The sequence below is a fragment of the Ralstonia sp. UBA689 genome (genome assembly GCF_002298975.1).
In the GTDB taxonomy this organism is placed as follows: domain Bacteria; phylum Pseudomonadota; class Gammaproteobacteria; order Burkholderiales; family Burkholderiaceae; genus Ralstonia.
Genome location: NZ_DBMV01000042.1, coordinates 157,139 through 172,143 on the forward strand (window position 1 = coordinate 157,139; position 15,005 = coordinate 172,143).

Sequence of the window (15,005 nt, forward strand, 5' to 3'; positions counted from 1 at the left end):
GTAGAAATCGATTAAAGAATTCTGAGTATCTGTCGTTAGTTTGATTGAAGTCGGGGTCGCCGAGGCATTCCGCAACGCTTCACCCCCAAGCAAACAACGGCAGATATGAAGACGCTTTCCATCAAGGCCCGGCTGGCGCTGGTGCTGTTTGTTCTGGCTGTATTTCTGGCGGGCATCGGCGCGCTGGGGCTTTACGGCAACCTGAAATCCAACGCGGCACTCAAGGAAACCTACAGCAACCAACTGGCCTCGGCGCGTGCGCTGGGCAAGGCGATTTCCCGTGTGGGGCAGACCCGGACGGCACTGGATCGTGCCATTTTCGAAACGGACGAAGCCAAGCTTACAACGCTGCTGAAAGCTGCCGAAGACCGCTACAAGGAAGGCTTGGCTGCCTGGAAGGACTACAACGACTTGCCGTTCTCCACCGCCGAAGAAGAGCGCGCGGCCGGCGAAGCCAAGACCGCGCTCGACGCGTTTATGAAGGAAGGCATTGAGCCGACTTTCGATGCCTTCAAGCGCCGCGACACCGAGACCGCCAAGGCACTGGTGATGGAAAGGCTCTACGTTCTGTCCGCGCCGTATCTGGCCAAACTTGAACGCTTGAACGCCATTCAGACCGAGGTGTCGTCCGCCGCTTACGCTGGAGCGCAGTCCTTCTTTATCAAACTGGTGTGGGCATTCGTGATCGTGATCGGGTTGGGCATTGCGCTGGCCGCCGCTTGCTACCTCGTGCTCTCACGCGCCATCTCGCGCCCGCTGGAAGACATGCTGGTGCACTTCCGTGAGATTGCCGCCGGCAACCTGACGACCGACGTGCGTATCCACTCGCGTGACGAGATGGGCGTGCTGATGGAAGGCCTGCAGCAGATGCAGGCCAAGCTCAAGGAAACCGTGGTCACGGTGCGCCGTGGCAGCGAGTCGATTGCCTCGGCCACGCAGCAGATCGCGGCGGGCAACACCAACTTGTCACAGCGTACGGAAGAGCAGGCCAGCTCGCTGGAAGAAACCGCTTCCAGTATGGAAGAGCTGACCAGTATCGTGAAGCAGAATGCCGACAACGCGCGCCAGGCCAGCACGCTGGCGGTGAGCGCTTCCGAGATCGCCGTGCAGGGCGGCGCCGTGGTGCAGGACGTGGTGACGACCATGGGCGAGATCAGCGAGTCGTCGCGCAAGATCACCGACATCATCTCGGTGATCGAAGGCATTGCCTTCCAGACCAACATCCTGGCGCTGAACGCGGCGGTGGAAGCCGCGCGTGCCGGCGAGCAGGGCCGCGGTTTTGCGGTGGTGGCCGGTGAGGTGCGTACGCTGGCGCAACGCAGCGCCGGTGCGGCCAAGGAGATCAAGTCGCTGATCGAGGATTCCGCCACGCGCGTGGAATCGGGTTCGACGCTGGTGGCGCGCGCCGGCAAGACGATGGAAGAGATCGTTATTGCCGTGAAGCGCGTGACCGACATCATGGGCGAGATCAGCGCGGGCTCGGCCGAGCAGAGTACCGGCATTGAGCAGATCAACGAAGCTGTCACGCAGATGGACGACGTGACACAGCAGAACGCTGCGTTGGTGGAGCAGGCTGCTGCCGCTGCGCAGGCGCTGGAGGAACAGGCCGACGAACTGCGCCGCGCGGTGGCGGTGTTCCGCGTGGCCATGTAATACGTACCCCATGTAATACGTATCGGTAACCGATGGCTTGCCCAGGCAACGAAGCTGCCGAGGCGAGGCTACACTGCGGGGTCAGCCTTTGGGCTGGCCCGCTTGCTTTATGCGGTGCGCTCATAACGATTATTCGGAGGTGTCATGCGTTTCCAGTGTCGTCGTGTTCCTGTTCGCGCCCTTGTGTCTGCCGCCGTGCTGGCGTGCAGTGCCGGGGCCATCGCTCAGACCATCCCTGCCAGCAAGCCAGCGCCCGCCACACTCACGCCCGAGCAGCAGCGCTACCACGACATCTACAGGGAACTGGTCGAGATCAACACGACGCATTCGGCAGGTGACACCACCAAGGCCGCGCGCGCGATGGAAAAGCGTCTGGCCGACGCCGGCTTTGCAGCATCCGACATGCAGGTGATCGAGCCCTTCCCGAAGAAGGGCAACCTGGTGCTGCGCTACAAGGGCACGGGCGCGAAGAAGCCGATCCTGCTGCTTGCCCATATCGACGTGGTGGAAGCCAAGCGCGAAGACTGGAAGACCGACCCCTTCAAGCTGCAGGAGACCGACGGCTACTTCACCGCGCGCGGCTCAATTGATGACAAGGCGATGGCCTCTGCGTTCGTCTCGGTGCTGGGGCAGCTCAAGCAGGAAGGCTTCAAGCCCTCGCGCGACATCATCCTGGCGCTGACCACCGATGAAGAGCGCGGCGACGTGCCGAGCAACGGTGCCTACTGGATCGTCAACAACAAGCCCGAGCTGGTGAAGGCCGAGTTCGGCATCAACGAAGGTGGCGGCGGTGAGTTGCGCGGTGGCAAGCCGGTGCTGCATCGCATCCAGGTGGCCGAGAAGATGTACACCACCTACGAGCTGGAAGTGCATGACGTGGGCGGCCACAGCTCGATCCCGACCAAGACGAACCCGGTATATGCGCTGTCGGCGGCGCTGGATCGGCTTGGGGCGTATCAGTTTCCCGTCAAGCTGGCTGACGTGACGCAGACCTATTTCGCACGCAGCGCCCCGCTGGCCACGGGCCAACTGGCCGAAGACATGCGCGCGGTTGGTACCGGCAAGCCGGACCAGGTCGCCATCGATCGCCTGTCGGCCATTCCGTTCTACAACGCGCAGTTGCGGACCACGTGCGTGGCGACGATGGTCAACGCCGGCCATGCGGAGAACGCGCTGCCGCAGTCGGCCAAGGCCACCGTCAATTGCCGCATTCTGCCGCATGACGCCCCGGCCGATATCGACCGTCAGCTCAAGCAGGTGATCGGCAACGACAAGATCAGCGTGCGCTATGTCAACAGGCCGCTGGCCAGCCCGGCCTCGCCGCTCAATGGTGATCTGGTGAAGACGGTGGATGCGCTGACGCAGCAGATGTGGAACGTGCCGGTTATCCCTGCCATGAGCACGGGCGCGACAGACAGTCGCTTCATGCGCAACGCGGGCATTCCGATGTATGGCGTGTCGGGGTTGTTTACTGAGCCGGCGGATCTGCGTACGCACGGTTTGGATGAGCGTATCGAGATTGCGCGGCTGTATGACGGGCGCGAGTTCCTCTATCGCTTGGTCAAGCAGTTGGCTGAGTAAGTGCGAGTGCCGCGCCTGTGTTTTGCGGGCGCGGTTGCTGAGCATTGGTGTTGATGGTGCATCTGCGGTTTCGTCCCCTGCCGGGGCCGACTCACTTTCTTTGTCTTGNNGTAAGCAAAGAAAGGCGCGCCCGATGCGGCAACCCCCTCCTTGGATTTTTGTCGCGGGGAGGGAGAGCGGGCAAACTCGCTGCGCTCAGACAGGCCCGCTCTCTTTTTCCTCCCCGCAACAAAAATCCAAGGCGCCGCATAGGGCAGGGGACGGCCAAACCGTCGGGGCGCGCGTGTTGACGTTATGGCTCGCTTTGGCTGATCGTGGACGGCCTCTTAGATGAAGCCGCCGTCGGTCATGAGTGTGCGGCCGGTGATCCAGCGTGCGTCATCGGAAGCCAGGAATGCGACGGCGTCGGCAATGTCGTCGGGTTCGGCCAGGCGGCCCAGTGGGGTGGATTCGCGCATGCGGGCTTTTACCTCATCGGAGATCGGCGCGGTCATGTCGGTGCGCGTCATGGCCGGTGCCACTGCGTTGACGGTGATGTTGCGCGGGCCCAGTTCGATGGCAAACGAATGCGTCAGGGCGCTGACCGCGGCCTTGCTCGCGGCATAGACCGATAGCCCAGCGCGCGGCCGATACACCAGGCTTGACGAAACATTCACGATGCGCCCGCCGCGTGCCGGCATATGCGGCAGCACGGCCTGAGACACGAGGATTGTCGAGAAGGCATTGGTGCGGAATTGCGCATCGAATGACGCCAGGTCGATGCTGCCCACCGGCTGGCCTTCCAGGATGCCCGCGTTGTTGATGAGGATGTCGATGGCGCCGAAGGCCTCGCGCACGGTGCTGACCATCACGTTGACGGAGGCTGAGTCAGCCACATCCGCCTGCACGGCAATCGCTTCTGCGCCGCTCTCGCGAATGGACTGGACGACGGCATCGGCCTCGCTGCTGTTGTTGCGATAAACCACGGCCACGCGGGCGCCGTCAGCCGCCAGGCGGCGCGCGACTGCTGCGCCGATGCCGCGCGAACCGCCGGTGACGATGGCCGTGCGGCCGGCCAGGCGGGCAGCGGAGGTGGGTTGGGTTTGGATCTGGGACATGCTGTTCTCCTGAAAGGGTGCCGATGCTTCGGGAGAACAGGTTACGAACCGCGCGGCCAGTGCGCAGCGGGTCCGGCAGCGACGCGGCGTTCCAGGATTGGAACGACCGGGAATCGCTCAGCCCTGCTGACGCTTGCGGTATTCCGCCACCTTATGCCGGTTGCCGCAGATGGCCATGCTGCACCAGCGCCGCTTGTGCGACTTGGTGCGGTCGTAGAACCACAGCGTGCATTCCGGGTGCTCGCATACGCGTACGAGCTCGAAGTCGCCTTCGGCCAGCAAATGCGCGGCGGCCTCGGCCAGCGGGGCGAGGCACTGCTCCACGGAGTCGGCCGGGCGCGCGCGTTCCACGTGCGGGGTGGCGCCATTCCAAACCAGCACGGGGTGGCTGGGCGCTTGTCGCAGGAACACGTTCAGGGCGTCGGCGCTGGCGGGCCGCCCGGCCTTGCGCGCTTCCACCAATGCTCGAATCACCTCGCGCAGGTGTCGAGCCACCGCCAGCAGTACGCCGGGCGGATAGCGGCCGGCCAGCGGTTCGGCCAACCAACCGGCGCGCACGAGCCATGCAGAGACATCGTCATCGGATTGCCAGAAGTCGTGCGGCTGGCCGTTGATGTTGGCCACGGTGTTGAGCATGTCGAGCACCGGGTGATCGGCGATCAGCAGCGGCGTATCGGTAGGGGCAGCGGCGGGCGTGGACATGGTGATGAGCGGGAATTCGGTTGCTTTTATTGTAACCGTTTTGTTTTGTTATTCCAGTTACGACATTCGGTAACGTATCGCGGCCAGAATCTTTGAAGAAGGCTCCCGCATTACCATGTGCACATCCATTTTCTTGCCGGAGACGATTATGAGCGCATGGCCCGATGCCCGCGTGCTGGAGCTGTTCCACATCGACGTGCCCATCGTGCTGGGGCCGATGGCAGGCGTGGCCGGCGTGGAGCTGGCCATTGCCGTGGCACGTGGCGGTGGTCTTGGCTCGTTGCCCTGCGCCATGTTGAACGCCGAGCAGATCCGCCAGCAGGTCGAGCAGTTTCGCGCGGCCGTGCGTGCCCCCATCAACCTGAACTTCTTCTGCCACACGCCGCCGCAGCCCGACCCGGAGCGCGAGGCGAAATGGCGCGCGCATCTGGTGCCGTACTACGCCGAATTCGGCATCGACCTGAACACGCAGGCGCCGGCCGTCAACCGCGCGCCGTTTGACGAGACCACCTGCGCGCTCGTTGAAGAACTCAAGCCCGAGGTGGTGAGCTTCCACTTTGGTTTGCCGACACCTGAACTGCAGGCGCGCGTGAAGGCCACGGGTGCCAAGATCATCTCCGCGGCCACCACCGTGGAAGAAGCACGCTGGCTGGAGGCGCGCGGCGTGGATGCCATCATCGCCATGGGCAACGAGGCGGGCGGCCATCGGGGCATGTTCCTCGCCAAGACCATCGAATCGCAGGTCGGCACGTTTGCGCTGGTGCCGCAGGTGGCGGACGCCGTCCGTGTGCCAATTATCGCGGCCGGCGGCATTGCGGATGCGCGTGGCGTGGTGGCAGCGTTTGCGCTGGGCGCTTCGGCCGTGCAGATCGGCACGGCCTATATGTTGTCGCCAGAGGCCAAGACCTCGGCCATTCATCGTGCCGCACTCAAGCGGGCGACGGATGCGGACACCGCGCTCACCAACCTGTTTACTGGCCGCCCCGCGCGTGGCATCGTCAATCGGCTGATGCGGGAGATTGGCCCGATGAGCCCGTTTGCGCCAGCCTTCCCGACCGCCGGTGGCGCGCTGGCCCCGCTGCGTGCCAAGACCGAGCCGGCCGGGTCCGGCGACTTTATCAACCTGTGGTCGGGCCAGTCCGGCCAACTGGCGACCGAGGATTCCGCCGAAGCCATCACCCGCCGTATTGCCACCCAGGCCGCCCAGGTGTTTGAACGGCTCGCGCCCGCGCACCGCCGCACCTGAGTTTTTTTGCTGCATCGCTCCCCAAGCGGGCACGCCACACGGCGTGCCCGTTTTGCTTTGCATCACAGATTAGGATGCCGTCGATGGAGAAATTTTATGTAACTTGAAAAACAATATTTAAGAGGTTACTATGCGTTCCGTGCAGTTCCCGGAAACCCCTTCAGGAGTCTTGCCATGCACACCCCCACCCAAGCCGCCGATCTCGTTGTCGATGCCTATGCACCCACCGCCGTGCGTCATCGCGCAGTTGCCGTCGATGGCGTCAACGTCTTCTACCGCGAGGCCGGTCCGGCCAATGCGCCCGTCGTGCTGCTGCTGCACGGTTTTCCGAGCGCTTCGCACATGTTCCGCAACCTGATTCCTCAACTGGCCGGGCGCTATCACGTCGTGGCGCCGGATTTGCCGGGCTTCGGCCTGACGCGGGTGCCGGAGGGCTTTCGCTACACCTTCGACAACCTGGCACGCGTGGTGGACGGCTTCACGCAGGCCATCGGCCTGTCGCGCTACGCGATCTACGTGTTCGACTATGGCGCGCCGGTCGGCTGGCGCCTTGCGATGGCGCATCCGGAGCGCATCACGGCTATCGTCACGCAAAACGGCAACGCCTATGAGGACGGTCTGGGCGAAGGGCCCTGGGCACCGGTCAAGGCCTATTGGGCGAATCCGGATGAGGCGCACCGGCGCGAGCTGCACATGCTCGTCACCGATGAGATGACGCAATGGCAATACCTGAACGGTGTGCCTGACCCAACGCGCGTGGCACCGGATGGCTACCTGCTGGACCAGTACTTCCTGAGCCGTCCCGGGCAGCGCGACCTCCAGATGGATCTGTTCCTGGACTACGCGAGCAACGTGGCGCTATATCCTGCGCTGCACGCGTACTTCCGCGCGCATCGTCCGCCGCTGCTGGCCGTGTGGGGCCGCAACGATGCCATCTTCATTCCGCCCGGCGCCGAGGCCTTCAAGCGGGACCTTCCGGAGGCCGAGGTGCACTTTGTCGACAGCGGCCACTTTGCGCTGGAAACGCACCACGAGGTGATCGGCGCACACATGCTCGACTTCCTCGGCCGCGTGGTGAGGTAGGCGACCGGCCTCAGGGGATAGGCCGCATGGTGGGTTCCTCGGCGAAGCGCTCCCGCAGGAACGCCACCAGCGCCTTCACCGATGGCGGCACGCCAGCGCGCGATGGATACAGCGCATGCAGGTCGGCCGGCTCGGGCTTCCAGCCCGGCAGCACGGTGCGCAATCGGCCGTCGGCCAGCGCCGCGTGACAGCAGTGCTGCGGCAGCACGGCCAGGCCCAGCCCGGCGACGGCGGCTTCGCGCAGGGCGATGATGTTGTCGGCGGCAAAGCGCGGGCGAACGGGCAGGGCGAGCCGATGCCCGCGGGCATCCTGCAAGACCCAGTCGCGGCTGCGTGCAAGGGTGCCCTGGCCGAGGCAAGGCAGGTCTTCGAGGTCCGCAGGGGTGGCGGGCGCACCCGCGCGTGAGAGCAGCGCCGGGCTGCCCACCAGCACGCGCGGCGATACCGCCAGGTGCCGCGCCACCACGTCGCGCGAGGGCAGCGGCCCCGTGGCCGCGCGGATGGCCACGTCGATGCGCTGCTCGATCAGGTCGACATAGGTGTTGGAGAGGTCCAGCTCGATGCGCAGCTTCGGGTGGGCATCGGCAAATTCGGCCAGCCATCCGGCCAGCAGCGTTTCGGCCAGCAACGGTGAGGTGCCCACGCGCAGCACACCTGCGGGCTCGCTGCGTGCGGCGCCCACCAAGGCTTCGATGGCGGCTGTGGCATCCGCCATGTCACGCGCATGCCGATACACCGCCTCACCCACCGGTGTGACCGACACGCGATGGCTTGAGCGTTGCAGTAGGCGCGTGCCGAGCTGCGATTCCAGCTCGGCAATGCGGCGGCTCAGCCGCGATTTGGGGATGCCCGTGGCGCGCTCGGCGGCAGAAAAGCCACCGGCTTCCACCACGCGAGTGAAGAGGTACAGGTCGTCGAAGCGCTTCATGTTGAGCGATGTTGCGGTCGAATCGCATTGAAGCACACCTGCACACCGTATTGCAGCAGTCGCATGGCTGGAGCGTGATAGCAGTGGCACGACAGGTACAGGGACCTGGGGCTCGTTGTCGTGGGTGACCACACGCCCGAATACCTGCTCGAGAAGTCGACCGCCAACGTGCAAACGACGCTCAAGCGCTTCGACATTCGCTATCCAGTTGCGCAGGACAACAGCTACGTCACGTGGCCTGTGATCCGCAAGCTCTTGTCAGAGCGTCGATGGCGTGCCGATATGGCGATGGCCGATACACCAACCGCCGCCCTGATCGATCCAGACGACCGACGGAACTCGCATCGTTGGGCAAGTATTTCCACCCGCGAGCAACGGAGGCTGGTCCGAGAAAACCGTCATTGGCAGGGCTTTGCCGTTGACGCGTTCTCTGCGGTTAGCGGACCGCCAGCGCCTGCTCCAGTGTGACCGCGTCCTCGAAAACGCTCGAGAAGTCCCGCGACCCGTGGCCGTTGGCGCGATGCACTTCGAAGATGCGCCGTGCCAGATCGCCCAGCGGGGTGGCCACGTCGCTCGCCGTTGCGGCAGCGGCTGCCAGGCGCAGGTCCTTGGCCATCAGGTCGGTGGCAAAGCCTCCGGTGTAGCCGCGTGAGGCGGGGGCCGTCTCCATCACGCCGGGGCATGGGTTGTAGACCTCAAGCGTCCAGTTGCGCCCGGAGCTTTGCTGCATGACGGCCGAGACCACCTTTGGGTCGAGCCCGTTGGCGATGCCCAGCCGCAGCGCTTCGCTCGTACCTGCCATCAGGATGCCCAGCAGCATGTTGTTGCACAGCTTGAGTGTTTGCCCGGCGCCCAGCGGCCCGCCGTGATGAATGGCCCGTCCCATCGTTGCGAACAGCGGCCGCATGCGTTCGACCAGCGCCGCCTCGCCGCCAACCATGAACGTGAGCGTGCCTGCCGCCGCGCCCGCCGTGCCACCGGACACCGGAGCGTCGAGCAACAGGGTGCCGGGGCGCGCCAGCGTCGCGAGCCGGCGCGGCACGTCCGGCGGCACCGTGCTGCTGTCGATCAGCACGGCGTGCGGCGCGGCATGTGCGAGGATGCCGTCGGCCCCGCTGTAAGCCGCCAGCACATGCTCGCCCGCAGGCAGCATCGTGATGACCACGTCGGCCCCGTGCACGGCGTCGGCGATCGAGCCGGCTGCCTGGCCGCCCTGCGCCGCCAGTCGCTCCAGTGCCGCCTCCGACAGATCGAAGCCGCGCACGGTGTGTCCGGCCTTGACGAGGTTGGCCGCCATCGGGCCGCCCATGTTGCCCAGCCCGATGAAGGCGATCTGCTGTATCGACATCGTTGTCTCCTGCGTTGGTGACGTGCCGGCGGTGCCAGCGTTACTTCAGCGTGATGGTTGTGTTCACGCCGGCCGGCCCCGTGCCGCGCGCCTGCCAGCGTGCGGTCACGGTCTTGGTCTGCGTCCAGAACAGGATCGCCTGCTTGCCGTTGGGGCCAAGATCGCCCAGTTTCGACGCGCGTGAGCCGGTAAAGCTGAACCACGCCACCGGCACCGGAATCGGCAGGTTGATGCCGACCTGGCCGACATCGATCTCGTTCTGGAACTGGCGCGCGGCGCCGCCATCCTGCGTGAACAACGCGACGCCGTTGCCATTCGGATTGGCGTTGACGAAGTCGATGGCCTCGTCGAGCGTATCGACGCCCGTCATGCACAGCACCGGCCCGAAGATTTCTTCACGGTAGATCGACATGTCGGCGCTCACGCCGTCGAACACCGTCGGCCCGACGAAGTTGCCTTCAGGCGCCTGGGGCACCGCATGGCCGCGGCCGTCGAGCAGCAGCTTGGCGCCTTCTTCCACGCCAGCGCCGATCAAACGCTCGATGCGCGAGCGGGCGCTTTTTGAAACGACCGGGCCGAGGTCGGCGGTGCGGTCCGTGCCGGGGGCCACCTTGAGCTTGCGCGCGCGTTCGACAATCTCGGGCGCCCATGCGCGCGCCTCGCCCACCAGCACCGCAACAGACGTCGCCATACAGCGCTGACCCGCCGCGCCGAAGGCCGCGCCCAGCAGATGGTTGATGGCCTGTTCGCGATCGGCGTCGGGCAGGATCACGCAATGGTTTTTAGCGCCCATCATGGCCTGGCAGCGCTTGCCGGCTTCCGAGGCTCGGCGGTAGATCTGCGTGCCGACGTGCGTCGAGCCGATGAACGACACGGCCTTGATGTCCGGGTGTTCGCACAGCCCATTGGCGATGTCCGGCCCGCCATGCACGACGTTGAGCACGCCCGGCGGCAGGCCGGCTTCGAGCGCCAGTTCCGCCAGCAGCAGCGATGCGCTCGGATCCTGCTCCGAGGGCTTGAGCACGAACGTGTTGCCGCATGCCACCGCCAGCGGGAACATGAAGCACGGCAGCATCACAGGGAAGTTGAACGCGGTGATGCCAGCGCACACGCCAAGCGGCTCGATGAGCGTGTAGACATCAACGCCGCCGGCTGCGTTCTGCGCATACTCGCCAAGCTGCAGCGAGGCGATCGAGCAGGCATGCTCGACCACTTCCAGACCGCGCCCCACCTCGCCCTCCGCGTCGGGCAGCGTCTTGCCGTGCTCGCGGGTGATCAGCTCCGCCAGCTCGGTCGTGTGCTCGCGCAGCAGTTGCTGGAAACGCAGCATGATGCGCATGCGCGCGGCCTGCGAGGTGTGGCGCCACGCCTTGTATGCAGCCTTGGACGAGGCGATGGCCGCGCCCAGTTCTTCGACCGTCGCAAACGGTACGCGCGCGACCACTTCCTGCGTGGCCGGGTTGATGACGTCGCGCCATTGCGTGGTTTTCGATTCAACCCGCTTGCCGTCGATGAGCAGCGGAAGGGTCGGAATGGACATGAAACGCTCTCCTGGAGAACCGGATCGGATAACAAAAAAATTGAGGAAAAAGAGGGAACGCAGTGCCGCCGCAGCGGCACCCGTCATTGCGCTACCGCGTGCTGAATCAGCGCGACGCGGTGGCCGTCTTCACCAGCGGGCAGCTCGACTTCGACATCGGCTGGAATGCTTCGGCGGCTGGCACCGTCGCGATGGGGGTGTAGTAGTCCCACGGCCCCTTCGATTCAGCCGGCGACTTGACGCGGAACAGCGTCATGTCGTGAATCACGCGGCCGTCGGGGCGGATCGAGGCGTTGCGCATGATCGGATCGTGGATCGGCAGCTCACGCATCTTCTGCGCGACGGTTTTCGCGTCGACGGTCTTGGCCGCCGCCACCGCGCGCAGGTAATGCAGCACGCTCGAATACACGCCAGCCTGCACCATCGTCGGCTTCAGGCCCCTGAATTTCTGCTGGAAGCGGGTGGACCAGGCGCGCGAGGCGTCGTCGTAGTCCCAATAGAAGCCGTCGGTGAACATCAGCCCCTGCGCGGTCTCCAGGCCGAGCGCGTGCACGTCCGACAGAAACACCAGCAGGGCGGCAAGCTTCTGGCCACGCTGCATGATGCCGAACTCGCGCGCGGCCTTGAGCGCGTTGACAGTGTCCTGCCCGCCGTTGGCCAGTGCCACCACTTGCGCCTTCGAGGCCTGCGCCTGCAGCAGGAACGATGCGAAATCCGACGCGTTGAGCGGGTGGCGCGACTGGCCGGCGACCGTTCCGCCAAGTGCCTTGACGTTGTCGGCCGCGTCTTTCTCCAGCGAAGTGCCGAATGCATAGTCGACGGTCAGGAAGTACCACGACTTGCCACCGCCCTGGACCATCGCGCGGGCCGTGGCGGCCGACTGCGAATACGTGTCGAACATCCAGTGGAAGCCCGTCGGCGAGCAGTCTTCATTGGTCAGGCGCGTGGTTGCCGGGCCAGAGAACATCACCACGCGCTGTTTCTCCATGGCCAGCTTCTGCACGGCCAGGGCCGCGGCGGAGTTGGTCAGGTCGGCAATCGCATCGACGTTGTCACGGTCGAACCACTCGCGCGCCTTGTTGGCGGCCACGTCAGCCTTGTTCTGGTTGTCCGCCGAAACCAGGCTGATCTTCATGCCCTTGCACTCGGCCGCCAGGCAGTCGTCGATAGCCATCTGCGCGGCAGCCACCGAGCCCGGGCCGCCCATTGCCGAATACGGGCCCGACATGTCGGTCAGCACGCCGACCTTCACCGGCCGGTCGGGCAGTTGCGCAAAGCTTGCGGGCATGCTGGCGAAAACGCTCGCGCCGAGTCCCAGCGCAAGCAGCCATGGCTTGATCTTCATCGCTCGTCTCCTTGAGGTTTCTTCTTGTCCTGCGTTGCCATCTCTGCGTGGCTTCGGGCGAGTATATTTGTGCGAATTTGCTTTAGATGGTGAATATCTGCATTTATGATGTGCAGAAACACACAAAGGAGGCGACGTCATGGCGAGCCGCAGGAACGTGGCCGCGCATGCGGCGAGGCCGGCCGGCACACACACTGCCTCTCCCGGTGGCTTGCCGGAAGCGCGCCCCGACTGGGATGACTTGCGGTACTTCCTCGAAGTTGCCCGCACGCAGCGGGTGAGCGTGGCGGCGCAGCGCCTTGGGGTCGATCACACCACAGTCTCGCGCCGCGTGCGCGCGCTCGAGCAGGCGCTCGGCACGCTGCTCTTCGACAAGTCGCGCAACGCGGGCTTTGTGCTCACGCCGGAAGGCCAGCAGCTCCAGGTGTACGCTGAACAGATGGAGGGCACGCTGCAATCGGCCTGCGAGCAAGTGGCCGGTTGGGGGCAGACGCTGTCGGGGCACGTGCGCATCGGCTCGACCGAGGCGTTCGGTACGTACTTCCTCACGCCGCTGCTGTCGCGCTTCCAGCGGCAATATCCGTTGATTCAGCTCGACATCCTGCCCGTGCCGCGCTTCGTGAGCCTGTCTAAGCGCGAGGCAGATCTGGCCATCACCATCGAACGCCCGCGGCGCGGCCCCTACGTGTGCAGCAAGCTGTGCGACTACCGGCTACAGCTTTACGCAACGACGGAGTATCTCGCCACCCATGGTGCCGTGAGCCGGCCCGGCGACCTCAAGGGCCGGCGCTTCATCAGCTACGTAGACGAACTCACGTTCAGCAAGGAGCTGCGCTATCTGGAGGACGTCGTGCCCGGCAGCGACGTCGTGCTGCGCAGCACGAGCGTGATTGCGCAATACCAAGCCGCGCTGCAAGGCGAGGCACTGGCGATCCTGCCCTGCTTCATGGCCGCGCAAGACCCGAGGCTCGTACCGCTGCTGGTGGACGAGGTGGCGGTCAAGCGCAGCTTCTGGATCTATTGCCACGAAGAGCTGCGCACGCTCAAGCGCATCACCACGCTGTGGGATTACCTGCGCGACGCGGCACAACGCAACCAGGCCCTGCTGCAGGGCAAGGCTGGCGAGTTACGACACGTGTGAGTGCGTGCCGAGGGATGGGGTGAGCGTGAGGAAGCCCACGAATGGCATCCCTTTTGATGATGTTCGCCCCGAGGAGTGGACGCCAAGTTATGCAGGCGGAGCATCTAGGGTTGATTTTCTTCTGCCGGAGATCGAAGCAGTCGTTGAGATCAAGAAGATGCGATCGGGGCTGAGCGCCAGGCAGCTCGGGGAACAGCTCATTGTGGACATTGCAAGGTACAAGAAACATCCTACCTGCGAAATTGCAGCCCCCAATGGGCGGTCCTACACTCCCGCCTCAATCAAATCCGAAATCTGCACCGCCGCCCGCGCAGAATCAGTCAGCGCGCGAGCGCGCTTGTGCCGATAGCTGCCGGCCGAGATGACGACCGACTCCTTGGCCATCGTCCGCCTGCCGGACGATGAGCATGCCGATGTAGCGGTGTCTGCCCAGTAGATGTGTTTGTTGAGCAGTTGCAGCGCGCGCTGCGCCGCGCCCTGACGCCCTATGTGTTCATCCTGATCAAGCCGGGCGATGTCTTTCGAGGCGTTCTGAACGTTGAACGTGTTGCGGATGTCGATTGCAGCAAACTACTGCCGAGAACGTTCAGCACGGCACGCGCGCAACGACGCCCCCACCCGACTGGGTGCACCAACGCTGAACCGGTTGCGGTTGTTGGGGCGCCGGATATGACAGCCCTGTCCGCGGATCGATTGAATCGTTTCGATGGGCAGAAGCATTCTCAGCAGCCCAGGCGCGACTGGCAGCCAGTTGCTTGCCAGTCTCGATTCGCTGCTGCAAGATGGCCGCCTTCTGCGTCTCGTCCACCTTCTTGGTCATGGCGACCAAACGTGCGTACGCCGGGTCACCAACGTTTTGCAGTGGCGGCAGCGGCGGCGCAACCGGCATGAACAGGAGAGGCCCGGTGTATTTCGGTATCGACATCTTGGATGTCCATCCCCAATTGACCGCCTCTCCGATATTCCAGACCGCAACATCCATCTCCAGCGCACGTTGGTACTGCCGGTTCACGTCTGCCAGCGTGGGGGTTGCCGTTGGCGCAGGAAGCGGTTGAAGCGCGGCGTCCTGCAAGCCCGCCGGATAGACGACACGAACCCAACTCCGGCAGGCAACGGAGTATTGATCGAGCAGGCGCTGATAGGCCTCCAATATCTGGGCACGGCTAGAACTGCTTTGGCTCTTGATGGTGTTTGTAGGCCGCCAGCATCTTGCTGTAGAGGACGTTTTCATCCCTCTGTGAGATCACAAGCTGCTGCTGAGTCGGCCCTGAACAATTCTCCCAATCCTTGCAGGGCAAGGCTTTGCAGCCAGAAGAGCATTGCCGCAATTGCAGGAATCAA

The 15,005-nt window shown here is 64.5% G+C and carries 13 protein-coding genes and 1 pseudogene; 7 read left to right on the top strand and 7 right to left on the bottom strand.

Annotated elements, in window-relative coordinates:
- Positions 1-105 precede the first annotated feature (105 nt).
- Both B4F51_RS21300 and B4F51_RS21305 read left to right on the top strand, forming a co-directional pair.
- A complete protein-coding gene (locus B4F51_RS21300) occupies positions 106-1,653 on the top strand; it encodes a methyl-accepting chemotaxis protein (RefSeq protein ID WP_296228689.1) in 1,548 nt (515 codons plus the stop codon).
- A gap of 144 nt (positions 1,654-1,797) precedes the next feature.
- Positions 1,798-3,234, top strand: a complete 1,437-nt coding sequence (locus tag B4F51_RS21305; protein WP_296228690.1) for a M20/M25/M40 family metallo-hydrolase — start codon at positions 1,798-1,800, stop codon at positions 3,232-3,234.
- A 326-nt stretch (positions 3,235-3,560) separates the two neighbouring features.
- On the opposite strand, the gene B4F51_RS21310 is transcribed toward B4F51_RS21305, so the two are convergent.
- Complete coding sequence (locus B4F51_RS21310; protein WP_296228691.1) at positions 3,561-4,331, bottom strand: SDR family NAD(P)-dependent oxidoreductase; 771 nt, start codon at positions 4,329-4,331, stop codon at positions 3,561-3,563.
- Between the two features lie 117 nt (positions 4,332-4,448).
- The gene (locus B4F51_RS21315) at positions 4,449-5,033 is read right to left on the bottom strand and encodes a CGNR zinc finger domain-containing protein (protein WP_296228692.1); all 585 of its coding nucleotides are present in this window, start codon (positions 5,031-5,033) and stop codon (positions 4,449-4,451) included.
- A gap of 148 nt (positions 5,034-5,181) precedes the next feature.
- Here B4F51_RS21315 and B4F51_RS21320 point away from each other — a divergent pair, with 148 nt between their 5' ends.
- Together B4F51_RS21320 and B4F51_RS21325 are read left to right on the top strand one after the other, a co-directional pair.
- Positions 5,182-6,279, top strand: coding sequence for an NAD(P)H-dependent flavin oxidoreductase (locus tag B4F51_RS21320; RefSeq protein ID WP_296228693.1), 1,098 nt, complete (start codon positions 5,182-5,184; stop codon positions 6,277-6,279).
- Between the two features lie 174 nt (positions 6,280-6,453).
- Complete coding sequence (locus B4F51_RS21325) at positions 6,454-7,362, top strand: alpha/beta fold hydrolase (RefSeq protein WP_296228694.1); 909 nt, start codon at positions 6,454-6,456, stop codon at positions 7,360-7,362.
- 10 nt (positions 7,363-7,372) lie between these two features.
- Here the strand turns inward: B4F51_RS21325 and B4F51_RS21330 are convergent, their stop codons facing one another.
- Positions 7,373-8,290, bottom strand: a complete 918-nt coding sequence (locus B4F51_RS21330; protein WP_296228695.1) for a LysR family transcriptional regulator — start codon at positions 8,288-8,290, stop codon at positions 7,373-7,375.
- 81 nt (positions 8,291-8,371) lie between these two features.
- Between B4F51_RS21330 and B4F51_RS24680 the strand changes: the two are divergent.
- Positions 8,372-8,758 (top strand): annotated as a pseudogene (locus tag B4F51_RS24680) (hypothetical protein); the annotation flags it as partial.
- Here B4F51_RS24680 and mmsB read toward each other — a convergent pair.
- From mmsB to B4F51_RS21350, 3 genes are all read right to left on the bottom strand, one after another.
- Positions 8,727-9,638, bottom strand: a complete 912-nt coding sequence (gene mmsB / locus B4F51_RS21340; protein WP_296228696.1) for a 3-hydroxyisobutyrate dehydrogenase — start codon at positions 9,636-9,638, stop codon at positions 8,727-8,729. The pseudogene B4F51_RS24680 and the gene mmsB overlap by 32 nt on opposite strands.
- 40 nt (positions 9,639-9,678) lie before the next feature.
- Positions 9,679-11,178 carry a CoA-acylating methylmalonate-semialdehyde dehydrogenase gene (locus B4F51_RS21345; RefSeq protein WP_296228697.1) on the bottom strand — a complete coding sequence of 500 codons (1,500 nt, stop codon included), beginning with the start codon at positions 11,176-11,178 and terminating at the stop codon, positions 9,679-9,681.
- A 106-nt stretch (positions 11,179-11,284) separates the two neighbouring features.
- Positions 11,285-12,466, bottom strand: coding sequence for an ABC transporter substrate-binding protein (locus tag B4F51_RS21350; protein ID WP_296228702.1), 1,182 nt, complete (start codon positions 12,464-12,466; stop codon positions 11,285-11,287).
- A gap of 196 nt (positions 12,467-12,662) precedes the next feature.
- Between B4F51_RS21350 and B4F51_RS21355 the strand changes: the two genes are divergently transcribed.
- On the top strand, positions 12,663-13,664 hold the full coding sequence (locus B4F51_RS21355; protein ID WP_296228698.1) for a LysR family transcriptional regulator: 1,002 nt from the start codon (positions 12,663-12,665) through the stop codon (positions 13,662-13,664).
- Positions 13,665-13,689: 25 nt separating this feature from the next.
- On the top strand, positions 13,690-14,013 hold the full coding sequence (locus B4F51_RS21360; RefSeq protein ID WP_296228699.1) for a hypothetical protein: 324 nt from the start codon (positions 13,690-13,692) through the stop codon (positions 14,011-14,013).
- A 237-nt stretch (positions 14,014-14,250) separates the two neighbouring features.
- On the opposite strand, the gene B4F51_RS21365 is transcribed toward B4F51_RS21360, so the two are convergent.
- Positions 14,251-14,895: a hypothetical protein gene (locus B4F51_RS21365; RefSeq protein ID WP_296228700.1), complete on the bottom strand. Its 645-nt coding sequence runs from the start codon at positions 14,893-14,895 to the stop codon at positions 14,251-14,253.
- Between the last annotated feature and the right edge of the window lie 110 nt (positions 14,896-15,005).